The following is a 16386-nucleotide window of genomic DNA, read 5'->3' as shown; positions in this document are numbered from 1 at the left end:
TGCGTGGATGCCGTCCAGCACTCAGCCCCTGCGCCGCTCGATCAGGTTCAGCAGCGGCCCGGTCATCGCCGTGGTCACCAGCGCCATGATCACCAGCACCGCAAACAGGCGGTCGCCGAGCAGGCCCAGCTCGTAGCCCAGGTTGAGCACGATCAGCTCCATCAGGCCGCGGGTGTTCATCAACGCGCCCAGCCGCCACGCTTCGCGCGTGGGCATGCCGGCACTGCGCGCGGCACTGAAGGTGCCCAGCAGCTTGCCTGTCGTGGCCACCGCGATCACCAGCACGCACAACACGATGTCGCTGGCCTGCAGCGCATCGGCGCGCATGCGCAGTCCGGTCATGGCGAAGAACAAAGGCAGCAGCAGGGTGACCGCGAACGGCTCGACACGGGCCATCAGCAGGTCACGCAACTGCGCATTGGACGATACCGCGACGCCCGCAGCGAACGCCCCGAACAGCGCGTGGATGCCCAGCATCTCGGTGACCAGCGCACTGCCCAGCGACAACAGCAGGATGCCGAGCAGGCAGCGCCCCTCACGGCCCGGCGCAACCTGCTGGCGCGCGAACCACGGCTTCACCAGCCCCAGCATCAGCGCCACGAACGCGACCACGCACAACAGGTTGAGGCTGGCCGGCAACCAGCCGCTGGCCTGGGCGGCGGCCACGATCAGCGCCAGCAGGCACCACGCGGTGGCATCGCCCAAGGCAGCGCAGGCGATCGCGGTCTGCCCCAGTGGCGTCTGTATGATCCCGCGATCGGCCAGGATGCGCAGCAGCACAGGGAAGGCCGTGATGCTCATCGAGATACCCACGAAAAGTGCGAATGCGGTGAAGCCCACACCCTGTGGTCCGTGCTGCGGATACAACCAGATCGCCAACGCGACGCCGAGCACGAACGGCACTGCAATGCCGGCATGGCTGACCGTGAAGGCGAAACGCCGGCGGCCACGCAGCGCCGCCAGGTCCAGCTCGGCACCGGCCACCAGCAGGAACATCAGCACGCCCAACTGGCTGAGCATGCCCAGCGGACCCAGCGAACTGGCCGGGAACAGCGCACCATGCAGCTGCGGCAGCAGGCTGCCGAGCACCAGCGGCCCCATCATCAGGCCGGCGGCCATCTCGCCGATCACCGCCGGTTGCCCGAAGCGCTTGAGCAGCGCACCCGCGCCCTTGGCCACCAGCAGCAGCACCAGCAGCTGCAGCAGGAACAGGCCCAGCGGAGACGCCAGATGCTGTGTCCAGCTGCCTTCGGCCGCAGCCGTGGCACGGGCAACCGCCTCGGGCGCCGCCGGCCCGGCATACCGCGCCAGCAGCACGCCAGCCAGCAACGGCACCCCGGCCCAGGCCAGGTAGCGCCATCCCCACTTGATCGGCGGCGCCCGGCCCCCGGTCTGTACGTCCATGAACATTCCCCAATGTGCAGGGGGCGATGATACAAAAAGGGGACGGAGGGGATTAAGGCGTTAATGGCACAAACGACTTGATCTCCTCCGTCCCCTTTTTGGCGCTTAGGCCAGTGCCTGCGCGTGCACGCCGGCGATCGCGCGACCCGACGGATCTGCAGCCGCGGCGAAGCTGGCATCCCAGGCAATGGCCGCCGGCGACGAACAGGCGATCGACTTGCCACCCGGCACGGTCTCGGCAGCCGCACGGCTCGGGAAGAACTGCTCGAACAGGTGGCGGTAGTAGTACGCCTCCTTGGTCTGCGGCGGGTTGTGCGGGAAGCGCTTGTCGGCCGCTGCCAGTACGCGGTCGCTCACCTGTGCTTCGGCATGTGCCTTCAGCCCATCGATCCAGCCGTAGCCAACGCCATCACTGAACTGTTCCTTCTGCCGCCACAGGATGCTGTCCGGCAGGTAGCCGTCGAATGCCTCGCGCAGCACCGCCTTCTCGATGCGACGGCCACCAAAACCGGCACCGACCATCTTGTGCGCGGCATCGAAGCGCATCGCCACATCGAGGAACTCACGGTCGAGGAACGGCACGCGCGGCTCCACGCCCCAGGCCATCATCGACTTGTTGGCGCGCAGGCAGTCGTAGTTGTGCAGGGCGTCGAGCTTGCGTACCAGCTCGTCGTGGAATTCACGCGCATCCGGTGCCTTGTGGAAGTACAGGTAGCCACCGAAGATCTCGTCGCTGCCCTCGCCGGACAGCACCATCTTCACCCCCATCGCCTTGATCCGCCGCGCCAGCAGGAACATCGGCGTCGAGGCTCGGATGGTGGTGACGTCGTAGGTCTCGATATGGCGGATCACTTCCGGCAGCGCATCGAGGCCTTCCTCGAAGGTGTACTCGAAGCCGTGATGCACGGTGCCCAGCGCTTCGGCGGCGATCGCAGCGGCGGCCAGATCGGGCGAGCCCTTCAAGCCGATCGCGAACGAGTGCAGGCGCGGCCACCAGGCTTCGGTCTGCCCCCCATCCTCAATGCGGCGACGTGCATAGCGTGCGGCCACCGCTGCCACCAGCGACGAGTCCAGGCCACCGGACAGCAGCACGCCGTACGGCACGTCGCTCATCAGCTGACGCTCCACCGCATGCTCGAACGCCTGGCGCAGTTCGGCCAGATCGGCCTGCCGGCCCTGCACGTCGGCGTAGTCGCGCCACGGTTGCTGGTAGTAGCGCACCAGCTCACCACTGGCACTGTCGAAGTAGTGCCCCGGCGGGAACTGCGCGACGTCGGCACAGGTATCGACCAGTGCCTTCATTTCCGAGGCCACGCGCAGGCGCCCCTGGGCATCGTGGCCCCAGTACAGCGGCACCACGCCGACCGGGTCACGCGCCACCAGCACGCGCCCGCTGTCGCGGTCCCACAGCGCGAAGGCGAAGATGCCGTTGAGCTGTTCCAGCCACTGCGCCGGCGCGCCCCCCTGGCGGTACAGCGCGTTGATCACCTCGCAGTCCGAGCCGGTCTGGAAGTCGTAGGCGGTGGTCAGTGCCGCCTTCAATGCCTGGTGGTTGTAGATCTCGCCGTTCACCGCCAGCGCCAGCTGGCCATCGGCCGACAGCAGCGGCTGCGAACCACCGGCCGGGTCGACGATGGCCAGCCGCTCGTGAACCAGCAGCGCACCTTCGTCGAGGTATACGCCGCTCCAGTCCGGGCCACGGTGGCGCTGGCGCTGCGACAGTTCCAGCGCATGGCGGCGCAGGGCTGGAAGATCGTCACCGGCCTGCAGGCCGAAGATTCCGAAGATCGAACACATGGGAGAGCTCCTGTTGGGGGATTTCACGGGTGGGAAGGTGTTCGACCGGCCATCCAGGCCCGGGTGGGGCTGCGCCCGGGCACAAAAAAACCCGCATCGGCTGATGCGGGTTTTCTGGTGTCCGGGCGTGTGTTGCTGTCTATCTACCCAGGGCGCAGTCCCGCATCGGCCGCGCACGATTATTCGCGCGCAGATTATTGCGGTTGTTGTTATTGACGGCGGTGGCCAGGCGGATCGACATGGCATCGACCCTACCCCGGTTTCCGGCACGGCGCAACCGTTGCGTTGGCAACCACTCCACGGCGCGCATAATGGCCCGCCGTGAAACGTGTAATGGAAATGCAACACCGCACTGGACGCAACGCGGCGCTGGCCGCCCTGCTCTGCCTAGGCCTGGCCGCCTGCCAGACCCTGCCCCCGCCGTCGCCCCTGCCGCCGGCTCAGCTGCAGGGCCTGGAACAACGCGGAACCGACGGCAGCTTCGAGGGTGCCTTTGATACCGCGCAAACCTTCGAGCGCTTCAACGATCCGCGCGCCATCGCCTACTACGAGCGTGCCGCAGCGGCCACACCCTGGACCTTCCACAACACCAGGGCGGAAGAAGCACTGGGCCGGATCTGGATCTCCGGCACGCTGCGGTATGCCGACAGCCCCCACATCAACCCGGCTCCGGTGCTGCGCGCGTCCTGGCGACGCGGTGAACGCTGGTCTCTGGCTGCCGCCAACCACGGCAATCCGTATGCGTTCTTTGACCTGGCCAAGGCCTATCGCGAGCGCGGTGATGCCCAGCGAGCACTGCGCTGGGACCTGCGCGCGATGGTCTACCAGCGCTATGCGTCGTCATCGTCGGGACTGCCCGGCGCGGTAGCGGCCACAGGCGATACCGTGCATCCGCTGGTGGCGAGGATCCAACGCCGTGCCGCTGCGGGTGACGCCGGCGCACAGGTCGATCTGGGCGCGCTGCTGGAAAGAGGCGTAGGCCTGCCACGCGATCCCGCGCGCGCGCTGCAGCTGTACCAGCGCGCCGGCGAGCAGGGCAATGTGTTCGGCCAGTACTTCGCCGGACTGCTGCTGGGCCGCGGTGCGCCGGGCGTGGAGAAGGACACCGACGCAGCGACGCACTGGTTCGCCAGGGCCGAAGCGCAGCACTTCTACATGGCCGCGCCGAGTTACTGGAAAAAAGCGGTCGAGCCGCCGTTCTTCATTTTTTCGGAGTAGAGAAGCGGCCCCGGCGGGAGGCGTGCCGACCAACGGTCGGCACCCACCCTCGCGGAATTCATTCCGTCATGGGGTTCCCACCAGCAGCCGTTCCACCAGCCGCTGGTACAGCCCCGGCAATGCCTCCAGATCGTCCACGCGCACGTTCTCGTCCACCTGGTGGATGCTGGCGTTGACCGGCCCCACTTCGATGCACTGCGCGCCCAATGGCGCGATGAAGCGGGCATCGGACGTGCCGCCACCAGTGCTTTCCTCCGGTGCACGGCCGATGTGCTCGGCCAGCACCGCACGCGCCGTGGCGCGCAGCGTGCCTTCCGGGGTGTAGAACGGCTCGCCGCTGCGATGCCACTTCAGCGTGTACTGCAGGCCATGCCGATCCAGCAGCGCGGTGATCTCCGCTTCCAGCTTCGGTGCATCCCAGTGCGGGTTGTAGCGGATGTTGAAATCCACTTCGAGCTCGCCGGGAATCACATTGTTGGCACCGGTACCGGCATGGACGTTGGAGATCTGCAGGCTGGTCGGCGGGAAACTTTCGTAGCCTTCATCCCAGCGCCGCGCACTCAACTCGGCCAGGGCCGGCGCCGCCTGGTGGATCGGGTTGCGTGCCTTCTCCGGATACGCCACATGGCCCTGCACGCCCTGCACCCGCAGCTTGGCCGACAGGCTGCCACGGCGACCCACGCGCAGCAGGTCACCCAGCGTCGCGGTCGACGACGGCTCGCCGGTGATGCACCAGTCGATGCGCTGGCCGCGCTCGGCGAACAGCCGTGCGACGTGGCGCACGCCATCGATGGCATCGCCTTCCTCGTCGCTGGTCAACAGCACCGCCAGCGTGCCGGGGTGATCAGGATGTGCGGCGATGAACTGCTCGGCCGCCACCACGAACGCCGCCACGCTGCCTTTCATGTCGGCGGTGCCACGGCCGTACAGCACGCCGTCACGGATCTGCGGCGTGAACGGGTCGCTGGCCCAGGCCTCGCGCGGGCCCGTCGGCACCACGTCGGTGTGGCCCAGCAACACCAGAACCGGCGCGCCCTGTCCATGGGTCGCCCACAGATTGTCGACCTCGCCCAGCCGCAGATGGTCGCAGTGGAACCCGGCCTGCTTCAGCCGTGCCGCCAGCAGCGCCTGGCAGCCGGCGTCGTCCGGCGTCACCGAGGGCCGAGCGATCAGCTCGCAGGTCAGGTCGAGAACCGCGCTCACGCGCCACCCACGCCGAAGCGTGCTTTGAAGCCGTTGTCACTGAAGCCCTGGCTGACCGTACCGTCGGAGGTGACCACCACGGGGCGCTTGATCAGTTGCGGATACTCGCGCAGCAGCAGCTTCCATTCGGCCTCGGAGTCGGCGGCCTTGCGGTTGTCCGGCAGCTGCCGCCAGGTGGTGGAGGACTTGTTGACCATCGCGGCCAGGCCACCCAGCTGCGCCGCCCATGCCAGCAGCGTTTCCGGGCTGGGCTTGTTGTCGCGGTAGTCGACGAAGGTGTACGGCACGCCGAAGCGGTCCAGCCACTTGGTCGCCTTCTTGCAGGTATCGCAGTTCTTCAAACCGTAAACAGTGGTGCTCATGGCCATCTGTGATGCTGGAAAACAGAGGGCCAGAATCTCACAACAGGCGCTCGGACACGACCCGGAACGGTACCCTTGGCAGCCGGAAGGCCAGCCCCTCGTGCAGCGCCACGCCCATTGCCTGCAGGCGCGGGCAATGTGGTTCGCCCTCCAGCTGCAGCGGTTGCAGCTGTGCGATGTCCACCGGCAGAGCGATGCGGGTGCTGGCCCAGCGCTGGTCGCAGGTACGGGCGATGGCCTCGTCCTGGCAGGTCAGGAAACGCAGCAGGGCCTGATGGCTGCCGAAGGCCGCCGCCCACCCGGCATCGTCCCAGCCCGCAGCGGCCTGCCACTGCAGGTGCAACGCCGGGGCACTGCCCTGCCCGCCCTCGATCCGCGTGTGGCCACTGCCTTCGGCATCCAGCGCATGCGTGAAGTGCACCGACAGGTGCGGCTGCATGGCATCACTGAAAGCGCGCGCGCCGGCGACGAAGGCCAGCTGGTCCATCACGTTGCGATCGAACAGCACCACCGGCGCCCCATCCGGAGCGTCGTCGCGACGCAGGTACCAGCGCCAGTTGCTCTGCCTGGGAGACGGCATCAGCGAGCGCAGCGGCCCGGCCAGCGCGGGCCCGAAGTGCCCGTGCCGGTAGCTGAGGATGGTGTAGGGCGTGCGTCCGGCGTGGACCACGTAGTGATGGCCTGGTGGTGGCATCGGCGCGTGGCGCACGTCGACCCACCAGCTCACGTAGACCACGTCGCGTACATCGCTGACCAGCGCCGGCATCGGCCAGCGCCGCGACAGCGCGCGGCGCAGCCGGGTCCAGCGCGGGGCGTGCAGCAGGCGCGGCAGCATCCGCCCGAACAGGGTGTCGGACGGATGCTGGTAGATCGCGGACTGCGCCAGATCCTCCGGCGCCGTCATCCTCAGTCGGCCAGGCCGCGCAGCAGGTCGTTGACGCTGGTCTTGCTGCGGGTCTTGGCATCAACCTGCTTGACGATCACCGCGCAGTACAGCGAATGGGTACCGTCCTTGCTCGGCAGCGAGCCGGACACCACCACGCTGTACGGCGGGATGTAGCCGTAGGTGATCTCGCCGGTGGCGCGGTTGTAGATGCGGGTGCTCTGGCTGAGGAACACGCCCATGCCGATCACGCTGTGGTGGCCGACCACCACGCCTTCCACCACTTCCGAGCGCGCACCGATGAAGCAGTGGTCCTCGATGATGGTCGGGCTGGCCTGCAGCGGCTCCAGCACGCCGCCGATGCCGGCGCCGCCGGACAGGTGGCAGTGCTGGCCGATCTGCGCGCAGGAACCGACGGTGGCCCAGGTGTCGACCATGGTGCCTTCGCCGACGTAGGCGCCGATGTTGGTGAAGCTCGGCATCAGCACCACGTCCTTGCCGAAGTAGGTACCGCGGCGGGCGATCGCGCCCGGCACCACGCGCACGCCGCCACGGCGGAACTTCGCTTCGTCATAACCGGCGAAGCGCGATTCGACCTTGTCCCAGAACGGCGCCGGGCGCGCATCGACCACCGCCATGTCGTTGACGCGGAAGTACAGCAGCACTGCCTTCTTCAACCACTCGTTGACCTTCCAGCCACCCTGGCCGTCCGGCTCGGCGACACGGAATTCACCGGTTTCCAGGCCATCGATCACGCGGTTGACCAGCGGACGGGTGGAACCTTCCAGCTCGTGCAGGGTCAGCGTCGCACGGCGCTCGAAGGCGCTCTCGATGCCGAACTTCAGCTCTTCCACGCCCGGTGCCGACGGCTTGCGCAGCGACTTGCGGGCGATGGTCTCGGCGCGGACCGCTTCGGCGCTCTTGGCCGGCGCCGGCTTCTTCACAGCACGCTTCACCGCGGCCGTCTTCTTCGCCGGGGCCTTCACCGCAGCGGCCTTCTTCGGCGCAGGGGTCTTCTTCGCGGCCGGTGCGGCGGCAGCAGGTTTCCGGGCCGCTGCGCTCTTGGGGGTCGCGGCGGTCTTCTTGGCGGGCTTGGTGGCCATCAGGCGGGGTCTCCGGCGTTTCGATCAGGGTCCAGGCAGGCCAGCATCGCGTCATGCAGCTGCTGCCGGGCAGGTTCAGTCAGGGGGAGGTCGTGTTCGTCACTGATCACGAAGGTGTCTTCGGCGCGTTCGCCGAACGTTGCAATGCGCGCATCATGCACGCGCAGGCCCTGGTTGCGCAGCACGAACGCCACATCGGCCAGCAGGCCGGGACGGTCGGGGGCGACCAGGGCAAAACGGGTTGCGCCTGGCTCATCGCGGAACTCGATGCGCGGGGCGAAGCGGAAGTGCCGCAGCTGCCGCGGCACGACCCGGCGCGACGGCCGCAGCCGCGACAGGTCACCGCTGAGTGCCTCGCGCAGGGCCGCCTCCAGGTTGGCGCTGCTGCCATCGGCAAAGGTGTCGGCCGGGTTCACTTCGAAGGTATCGAAGATGGTGTCGGCCGGACCGTCCAGCACGCGTGCGCGGTGGATGCCGTAGCCCTTGCGGTCCAGGGTCATCACGATCGCGGCAAACAGGCCGTCGCGGTCGGGCGAGTGCACGAACACTTCCAGCGCCGGGTCGTCGACGCTGATCCGGCGAACCTTCACCAGCGCCTGGCCCTGCTTCACCGGCACCAGCGCGGCAGCCTGCCAGGCAAGCTGCTCCGGGCGCAGGCGGATGAAGCCCTCATCGGGCATCACCGCGAACTGGCGGTCGATGGTGGCATCGTCGTAGCCCTGCTCGCGCACCAGTGCGCGCACGCTGTCACGTGCCTCGGCCACGCGCTCGGCGGCCGGTACCGGGTGCTCCAGCCCCTCGCGCAGCGCGCGCCGGGTAGCGAAGTACAGGTCGGCCAGCAGGCGATCCTTCCAGGCATTCCAGAGCTTCGGGCTGGTGCCGGCGATGTCGGCACAGGTCAGCAGGTACAGGTAGTCCAGGCGGTCGCGGCTGCCGACCAGGGTGGCGAAGCGGTGGATCACCACCGGATCGGCGATGTCCTGCTTCTGCGCGGTCACCGACATGCGCAGGTGCTGTTCGACCAGCCATGCCACCAGCTCGGTATCGGTGCCACTGAGCGCATGCGCCTGGCAGAACGCACGCGCGTCCACCGCGCCCAGCTCCGAGTGGTCGCCGCCACGGCCCTTGGCGATGTCATGGAACAGGCCGGCCAGCAGCAGCAGTTCCGGCTTGCGCAGGCGCGGCCACACTTCGTGCGCGATCGAGAAGCGCTCGTCGGCGCGGCTGCTGGCGAACTGGCCGATGTTGCGCAGGACCATCAGCGTGTGCTGGTCGACCGTATAGACATGGAACAGGTCGAACTGCATGCGCCCGCTGACCTGGGCGAACGCGGGAATCCACTGGCCAAGCACGCCCAGCCGCGCCATGCGCGAAAGCGTATCGACCGGACGCTGGCCGCGCAGCAGGGCCAGGAACTGCTCGCGCGCATCGGTGTCGGCCTGGTCGTAGGCCGGCAGCAGCGGCAGCGACTCGGCCAGTGCACGCGCGGTCAGCGAGTGCAGTCCGCGCACCTGCGGGTTGTTGGCCCAGCTGGAAAACAGTGCGAACACCTGGCCGATGTCGCCGCGCGGCCAGTCGGCCTCGTTGGCGGCCAGGTAGCCACGGCGCAGGGAAAAGCCCACGGTCAGCGGTTCCGGCTGGGCCTCGCCATCGAATTGTTCCTCGAAGCGCTGCAGCAGGCGGTCGCTGATCCGGCGCACCACCAGCGCGGCGCGGTAGAAGCCCTGCATCATTTTCTCGACACCGAGATTCTCGGCATCGTCCTCGAAGCCCAGGCGCGCGGCCAGGGTCTTCTGGTAATCGAAACGCAGGCGCTCTTCCGGACGGCGCGCGACCAGGTGCAGGCCGAAGCGCAACCGCGCCAGCACGGCACGTTCGCGCTTCAACGCCGCGGCTTCGTCAGCGCCCAGATGGCCGAGCCCGACCAGGGCCTCCAGGTCGCGCACGCCGAAGGCACGCAACGCCATCCAGCCCAGCGTGTTGAGATCGCGCAGGCCGCCGGGGCCATCCTTCAGGTCCGGCTCCAGGTTGTCGGCGGTATCGCCGAAGCGCTGGTGGCGGTTGCGCAGCTCTTCCAGCTTGGCCAGGAAAAAGCTGCGTGCCGGCCACAGCTCGCGGTCGTCGATGGCCTCGCGCAGCGCGCGGCGCGCGGCATCATCGGCCAGGATCGGACGCGCCTCGATCAGCGCGGTCAGCACGGTCTGGTCAGCTGCCGCCTCGCGGCACTGCGATGCCGAACGCACCGCATGGCTGACGGCCAATCCGCAGTCCCACAGCAGCGCGAACAGGCGCGCCAATGCCGCTTCGTGCGCCAGCTGTGCCGGCGGATCGCCGAACACCAGCAGGTCGATGTCCGAACGCGGGAACAGTTCACCGCGGCCATAGCCACCGACCGCGAACAGCGCCAGGCCACTGTCGGCCGGCAGGCAGCGCTGCCAGGCCAGGCGGATCAGATGGTCGGCAGCGCGCGCGCGCAGCGCCAGGAGGCGCTCGATGTTGTCGCCCTGGTCGAAGCGGCGGTACAGGCGCGCGTCGGCCTGCTGCAGCGCCTGGCGCGCGGCAGCAGCCCAATCCGGGTCGTTGAGCGACGCGGCCGGCGTGTCCAGCAGCGAACTCGCCGGCAGCATCTTCAGGAGACCTGCGACTCGCCTGGCGACAGGGTCAGCACGTCCACGCCGGTCTCGGTGACCGCGATCATGTGCTCCCACTGCGCCGACAGCTTGCGGTCCTTGGTCACCACGGTCCAGCCGTCCGGCAGCACCTTGTTGTAGCGGGTGCCCTCGTTGATCATCGGCTCGATGGTGAAGGTCATGCCCGGCTGCAGCACCAGGCCCTGGCCCGGACGACCGTAATGCACCACCTGCGGCTCGTCGTGGTAGACCTTGCCGATGCCGTGGCCGCAGTACTCGCGCACCACGCTGAAACGCTCGCCTTCGGCATAGCTCTGGATGGCATGGCCGATGTCGCCCAGGGTGGCGCCCGGACGCACCGCACGGATGCCGCGCCACATGGCTTCGTAGGTGGTTTCCACCAGGCGGCGGGCCATCACCGACGGGGTGCCGACGAAGTACATGCGGCTGGTGTCGCCGTGCCAGCCGTCCTTGATGACAGTGACGTCGATATTGATGATGTCGCCATCCTTGAGCACCTTTCCTTCACTGGGGATGCCGTGGCAGATGACATTGTTGACCGAGGTGCACACGGTCTTCGGGAAGCCGCGGTAGCCGACGTTGGCCGGAATGGCGCCCTGCACGTTCACGATGTGGTCGTGGCAGATGCGGTCCAGTTCCTCGGTGGTGACACCGGGCTTGACGTGGGGGGTGACGATGTCGAGCACTTCGCTGGCCAGGCGGCCGGCGATGCGCATCATCTCGATTTCCTGCGGGGTTTTCAGATTCACGCTCATGGCACCCATTATCGCCGATCCGGCCGCAATCTGAACGAACGCCACCCAACTGGCGATCCGGGCCATGCACGGTTCCGGCAAGGAAAGTGAAAGCGTGATGCCCTCCACTCTTTCGCCTGCCTATTTATCACGGATTACAGACACTTACGCCTCCTAAGCTGGACCCACTGTCGTCAAAGCGGCGCCGAACGTGCCGTCTTCGCCTTGTTCAACAGACCTTCGGGTCAGGGAGGTTGTCCATGCGATCCCCAGTTCGATCCCCGCTGACATGGGTCGTGGCCGGGCTCCTGCTGTCCAGCCCGGCGTTGGCCGCCGACACCACCACCTTCAACGTCACCCTGGTGGTCACCAAGGCCTGCACCATCACGGCGGCGGCCGCCACCAACGTCGACTTCGGCACCGCCGCCTCGACCACCGCCACGCCCACCCTGGGCCAGGGCACGGTGACCGCGCAGTGCTCGGCACTGACGCCCTACACCATCTCGCTGAATGCGGGCGCCAATGCCAGCACGGCCAATGACGTCACCACCCGGCGGATGAAGAACACCAATGCTGCGGTGACCGCCAACAACTACGTCGGCTACCAGCTCTACCAGGACGCCGCCCATACCCTGGTCTGGGGCGCCACGTCCGGCACCAATACCCAGGCCGGCATCGGCACCGGCCTGGCCGTGCCCTACATCGTCTACGGCCAGATCCTGAACCTGAGCACCAACAACCCGGCCACCGGTAACTACCTGGATACGGTTACCGCCACGATCACCTATTGATGGAGCACGCCCGCATGGCCGTACCCCGCCCGTGGCGCGCCACCGGCGTGGCGCTGCTCGCCCTGTGCCTGCTGGCCGCCGCCACCGCCGGGGCCACCAGCCTGCAGGTCGCCCCGACCAGCCTGCAGCTGGAAGCCCGCCAGCGTGCCGGCGAGTTGTGGCTGACCAACAGCGGCACCTCGCCGGTGAAGCTGCAGGTGCGCGTGTTCCGCTGGGTGCAGCAGGACGGCCAGGAACAGCTGCTGCCCACCGATGAAGTGATGGCCACGCCGCCGATGCAGGAACTGGCCGCCGGCCAGCAGCAGCTTGTGCGGGTGATGCGCCCGGACCGGGAACCGCCGCCGGCACAGCGGTACTACCGCCTGATCGTCGACGAGGTGCCCGATCTGGCCACGCGCGCCGGCGGCATGCAGTTCGTCCTGCGCTATTCGATCCCGGTCTTCGTGCAGCCCTCGGCCGGCACGCTGGCACCGCGGCTGCAGGCCCGCCTGGTGCAGTTGGCGGACGGCCGCAATGGCGTGGAGGTGGCCAATTCGGGCAACGGCTACGCGCAGATCGCCGATCTCGCGCTGGGCAGCGCCACGCGCCCGCGCATCGTCCACCCCGGGCTGCTGGGCTATGTGCTGCCCGGCCAGGTGATGCGCTGGCCGATCGAACGCACGGCAATCGACCGCGACAACGACCAGATCACGGCCAAGCTCAATGGCGAGTCGGAACAGACGCCACTGTCGCCCCCACCGGCTCGCTGAGGCGTTGATGGGCGCGCTGTTGGCTGCCCTGGCTCCCGCGGCGACCGAGGCCGCCGATGTGTCCGGCGCGGCGGCTGATGTATCCGGCGTGTCGGCAGATGCCATCCTGCCGCCACCGACCCCGCTGACCGCCAGCCAGGCGCTGTACCTGGATGTGTCGCTCAACAGCACGCCGCGCGGCCTGCTGCCGTTCACCGAGAACCGCGGCCGGCTGCAGGCCAGCCCCGACGTGCTGCGCCAGCTGGGCTTCAATGCCAGCGGCGACGCACCGGTCTACCTGGACCAGATCAGCGGCGCGGTGGTGCGCTACGACGCACACATGCAGACGCTGGCGCTGGACGTCCCGCTGGACCAGCTGACCCTGCCCACCACCGTGCTCAGCCGCCCGCAGACGCGCGCGCCCACCGGCAACGCCTCGCCGGGCGTGTTGCTCAACTACGACGTCTACGGCAGCCGGGTTGACACGCTCGGCAACCTCAGCCTGAGTTCGGAACTGCGGGTGTTCGGCATCGGCAACGGCACCTTCGAGAACACCGCCATCAGCCGCCGCTACCAGCAGCCCGGCGACCGCCGTTGGCGCGGCGAGAGCGTGCGCCTGGACACACGCTGGAGCCTGGATTTCCCGGACAGTGCAACCACGCTGGAGGTCGGTGACTTCTACAGCGGCTTCGTCGACTGGACCCGCCCGGTCCGCCTGGGCGGCCTGCAGATCGGCCGCAACTACGGCCTGCAGCCCTACCGCGTACTCACGCCCACGCCGAGCTTCCTCGGCCAGGCCGTGGTGCCCTCCACGGTCGAGCTGTATGTCGATGGCCTGCGCCAGTACAGCGGCCAGGTGCCGGTCGGGCCCTTCCAGCTGGCAGCGCAGCCCGGCATCAGCGGCACCGGCAATGCGCAGGTGGTGGTGACCGATGCGTTCGGCCGCATGCAGACGCTGGATTTCAGTTTCTACGGCACCCAGCAGCTGCTGGCCAAGGGCCTGTCGGACTGGTCGGTCGGCGTCGGCCAGCTGCGCAGGGATTTCGGCGAACGTTCCTTCGCCTATGACGATCGCACGGTGGCCAGTGCCAGCTGGCGCGGCGGTGTCACCGACACGTTCACCGGCGAAGCGCATGCCGAAGGCGGCGGTGGCCTGGCCCAGGCCGGCATCGGTGGCTGGTGGCTGCTCGGCGCTGCCGGCGTGTTCAATGCCGCCTATGCACACAGTGATTATCATGGCCTGCAGGGCGGGCAATGGGCGCTGGGCTACAGCTGGAACAACCGTCGCTTCAACGTCAATCTGCGCAGCGTACGCAGCCACGGCGACTACCGCGACCTGGGCGCGCTGCAGGGCAACCTGCCACCGAGCATCAGCGAGCAGGCCACGCTCGGCCTGGACCTGCTGCGGCTGGGCACGCTCAGCGCCAGCTATCTGCGCCTGCGCTACCCCGACGGCGACGACAACCGCTACGCGAGCCTGTTCTGGTCGCGTACCTGGAGCCAGCGCTGGTCGGCCTACCTGTCGGTGAACCAGAACCTGGACCGCAGCGACGACCGCAGCATCTACCTGTCGGTAACCGCCAGCCTGGGCAACAACCGCCAGGCCAGCCTTTCGAGCCAGCGCAACGGCGACAGCCAGAGCTGGGTGGCCGACGTGACCCAGCCGGTGCCGGGCGATGGCAGTGCCGGCGGCGTCGGCTGGCGCGCGCAGCTGCGCCACGGCGAGGACGGCAACGGCGGCCTGGCCGAGGTCGGCATCCTCAACGATGTCGGCCGCTATTCGTTCGGCGCCTCGCGCCAGGGTGGACTCAACTATGCCTACGCCAGCGCCAGCGGCAGCCTGGTGTGGATGGGCGGGCACGCCTTCGCCACGCGCGAGGTCTCCGATGCGTTCGCGGTGATCAGCACCAATGGGGTCGGCGGAGTCCCGGTGCGGCTGGAGAACCGCCTGATCGGCGTCACCGATGATCGCGGCCTGCTGCTGGTCAGTCCGTTGCTGTCCTGGCAGCGCAACCGGGTCTCGATCGACACCCTGGACCTGCCCGAAGACATGCGCGCCGACCGCATCGAGGACTGGGTGACCCCGCGCCAGCGCGCCGGCACCCGCGTGACCTTCCAGCTGCGCTCGCGGCCGTCACTGAGCCTGACCCTGCTGGCGATGGACGGCCAGCCTCTGGAGGTGGGCAGCGAGGTGCAGCTGCCTGACGGTCGCCAGGCCACGGTCGGCTACGACGGCCTGCTCTATCTGGAAGATGTCGCCGCCGGCAGCGTGCTGTACGTCACCACCAGCCATGGTCCCTGCCGGGTGAAGGTGCCGGACCTGCCCAAGGTGGTGGCGTCCGGCGCCCGGCCGAAGCCGGCACCGCAGCAGTGCATCCCGGAGGTCGCGCCATGAGGGTACTGCTGCTCGTCCTGCTGCTGTGGGCCGGCCTGCTGGCAGCGGCGCCTGCCAGTGCCACCGCGGTCTGCACGGCGGTCGCCAATCCGACCCTGCCGTTCGGCAACATCAACAGCAATGCACCCGGCCCGAGCACGGCCAACCTCAACATCACGGTGACCTGCACCACCGCTGCGCTGAGCCTGCTGGCCACCACCGGCGTGCGCGTCTGCGTGGGCATCGGCGCAGGCAGTGGCGGCGGCAGCAGTTCCACGTTCCGCACGATGGCCACCTCCACCAGCGACACGATGAATTTCCAGCTGTACAACAACGCCAGCTTCGGCCAGGTCACTGGCCTGGCTCCGCACGGCACGCCCCCGGCGCAGGAACTGACCATGAGCTACAACGTGCCGCTGCTGACCGGCGGCAGCGGCGCACAGACGGTGCAGCTGTTCGGGCAGATCCCGGCCAACCAGGTCCTGGCCTCCGGCGCGTACAGCAGCACCTTCAGCGGTGCCAGCGTGGTGCTGACCTGGGCCTGGAACGAAGTCCTGCTCGGCACCGCCACCATTCCCGCCACCTGCAACGGCGGCGCCACCGGTACCAACAGCGCGAGTGCGGCCTTCAGCTTCACCGCCACCGCCAATGTGCTGCCGCAATGCGGCAGCTACGTCACCACCAACATGAACTTCGGCAACGTCACCGGTGGCATCCCGGCCAACATCGACCAGACCGCAACCCTGACCCTGACCTGCCTGAAGAACACCGCCTTCCAGGTCGGTCTCAACAACGGCCAGAACAATCCCACCGCCACCACCACCCGGCGCATGGCCACCACCATTGGCGGCAGCACCTACTACCTCACCTACGAGCTCTACCGGGACGCGGCACGGAGCCAGCGCTGGGGCAACACGTTGACCGTCGATACGGCCAGCAGCACCGGCACCGGCAGCGCGCAGCAGCTGACCATCTATGGCCGGGTACCGCCGGTCACCGGCCAGCCTCCGGCCGGCACCTACAACGACCTGGTGCAGGTGACGATCACTTATTGACCTGCGTGCCGACCAACGGTTGGCACCCACCGGGGGCGATCCGCGTGCCGACCAACGGTCGGCACCCACCGGTGGATGCGGGC

At 68.3% G+C, this 16386-nt stretch carries 13 protein-coding genes; 5 read left to right on the top strand and 8 right to left on the bottom strand.

Going from position 1 to position 16386, the window contains the following annotated elements; genetic code table 11:
• Positions 1–21: 21 nt before the first annotated feature.
• Positions 22–1410, bottom strand: coding sequence for a cation:proton antiporter domain-containing protein (locus ACZK1G_RS06780; RefSeq protein ID WP_101765195.1), 1389 nt, complete (start codon positions 1408–1410; stop codon positions 22–24).
• A 99-nt stretch (positions 1411–1509) separates the two neighbouring features.
• Positions 1510–3201 (bottom strand): asparagine synthase B, encoded by a 1692-nt coding sequence (asnB, locus tag ACZK1G_RS06775; protein WP_049446221.1) that lies wholly within the window; start codon positions 3199–3201, stop codon positions 1510–1512.
• A 339-nt stretch (positions 3202–3540) separates the two neighbouring features.
• On the opposite strand from asnB, the gene ACZK1G_RS06770 reads away from it, so the two are divergent.
• Positions 3541–4419, top strand: a complete 879-nt coding sequence (locus ACZK1G_RS06770) for a tetratricopeptide repeat protein (RefSeq protein WP_049446469.1) — start codon at positions 3541–3543, stop codon at positions 4417–4419.
• Positions 4420–4485: 66 nt separating this feature from the next.
• On the opposite strand, the gene dapE is transcribed toward ACZK1G_RS06770, so the two are convergent.
• Genes dapE through map form a run of 6 tightly spaced genes read right to left on the bottom strand, consistent with a single transcriptional unit; the run spans position 4486 to position 11385 of the window.
• A complete protein-coding gene (gene dapE, locus ACZK1G_RS06765; RefSeq protein WP_049446223.1) occupies positions 4486–5622 on the bottom strand; it encodes a succinyl-diaminopimelate desuccinylase in 1137 nt (378 codons plus the stop codon).
• Positions 5619–5990, bottom strand: a complete 372-nt coding sequence (locus ACZK1G_RS06760) for an arsenate reductase (protein WP_182474420.1) — start codon at positions 5988–5990, stop codon at positions 5619–5621. Before ACZK1G_RS06760 ends, dapE begins: the two co-directional genes overlap by 4 nt.
• A 31-nt stretch (positions 5991–6021) precedes the next feature.
• Positions 6022–6888 carry a hypothetical protein gene (locus ACZK1G_RS06755; RefSeq protein WP_049446226.1) on the bottom strand — a complete coding sequence of 289 codons (867 nt, stop codon included), beginning with the start codon at positions 6886–6888 and terminating at the stop codon, positions 6022–6024.
• 2 nt (positions 6889–6890) lie between these two features.
• Positions 6891–7970: a 2,3,4,5-tetrahydropyridine-2,6-dicarboxylate N-succinyltransferase gene (gene dapD, locus ACZK1G_RS06750; RefSeq protein WP_014036517.1), complete on the bottom strand. Its 1080-nt coding sequence runs from the start codon at positions 7968–7970 to the stop codon at positions 6891–6893.
• Positions 7970–10579: a [protein-PII] uridylyltransferase gene (locus ACZK1G_RS06745; RefSeq protein ID WP_458220123.1), complete on the bottom strand. Its 2610-nt coding sequence runs from the start codon at positions 10577–10579 to the stop codon at positions 7970–7972. The genes dapD and ACZK1G_RS06745 overlap by 1 nt, the downstream gene beginning before the upstream one ends.
• A gap of 20 nt (positions 10580–10599) precedes the next feature.
• Positions 10600–11385, bottom strand: a complete 786-nt coding sequence (gene map, locus ACZK1G_RS06740; protein WP_005412748.1) for a type I methionyl aminopeptidase — start codon at positions 11383–11385, stop codon at positions 10600–10602.
• Between the two features lie 230 nt (positions 11386–11615).
• On the opposite strand from map, the gene ACZK1G_RS06735 reads away from it, so the two are divergent.
• From ACZK1G_RS06735 to ACZK1G_RS06720, 4 genes are read left to right on the top strand one after another with little or no spacing between them, the layout of a single operon-like run.
• A complete protein-coding gene (locus tag ACZK1G_RS06735; RefSeq protein WP_049446232.1) occupies positions 11616–12146 on the top strand; it encodes a Csu type fimbrial protein in 531 nt (176 codons plus the stop codon).
• Positions 12146–12895, top strand: coding sequence for a fimbrial biogenesis chaperone (locus ACZK1G_RS06730; protein WP_101765193.1), 750 nt, complete (start codon positions 12146–12148; stop codon positions 12893–12895). Before ACZK1G_RS06735 ends, ACZK1G_RS06730 begins: the two co-directional genes overlap by 1 nt.
• 7 nt (positions 12896–12902) lie before the next feature.
• On the top strand, positions 12903–15269 hold the full coding sequence (locus tag ACZK1G_RS06725; protein ID WP_101765192.1) for a fimbria/pilus outer membrane usher protein: 2367 nt from the start codon (positions 12903–12905) through the stop codon (positions 15267–15269).
• Complete coding sequence (locus tag ACZK1G_RS06720; RefSeq protein WP_049446239.1) at positions 15266–16303, top strand: Csu type fimbrial protein; 1038 nt, start codon at positions 15266–15268, stop codon at positions 16301–16303. Before ACZK1G_RS06725 ends, ACZK1G_RS06720 begins: the two co-directional genes overlap by 4 nt.
• The last annotated feature ends 83 nt before the right edge of the window (positions 16304–16386 follow it).

This window comes from Stenotrophomonas sp. 109824_Sma, from assembly GCF_056480025.1.
The sequence above is the reverse complement of the archived record's forward strand: the minus strand, read 5'-3'. Positions and strand labels throughout refer to the sequence as shown.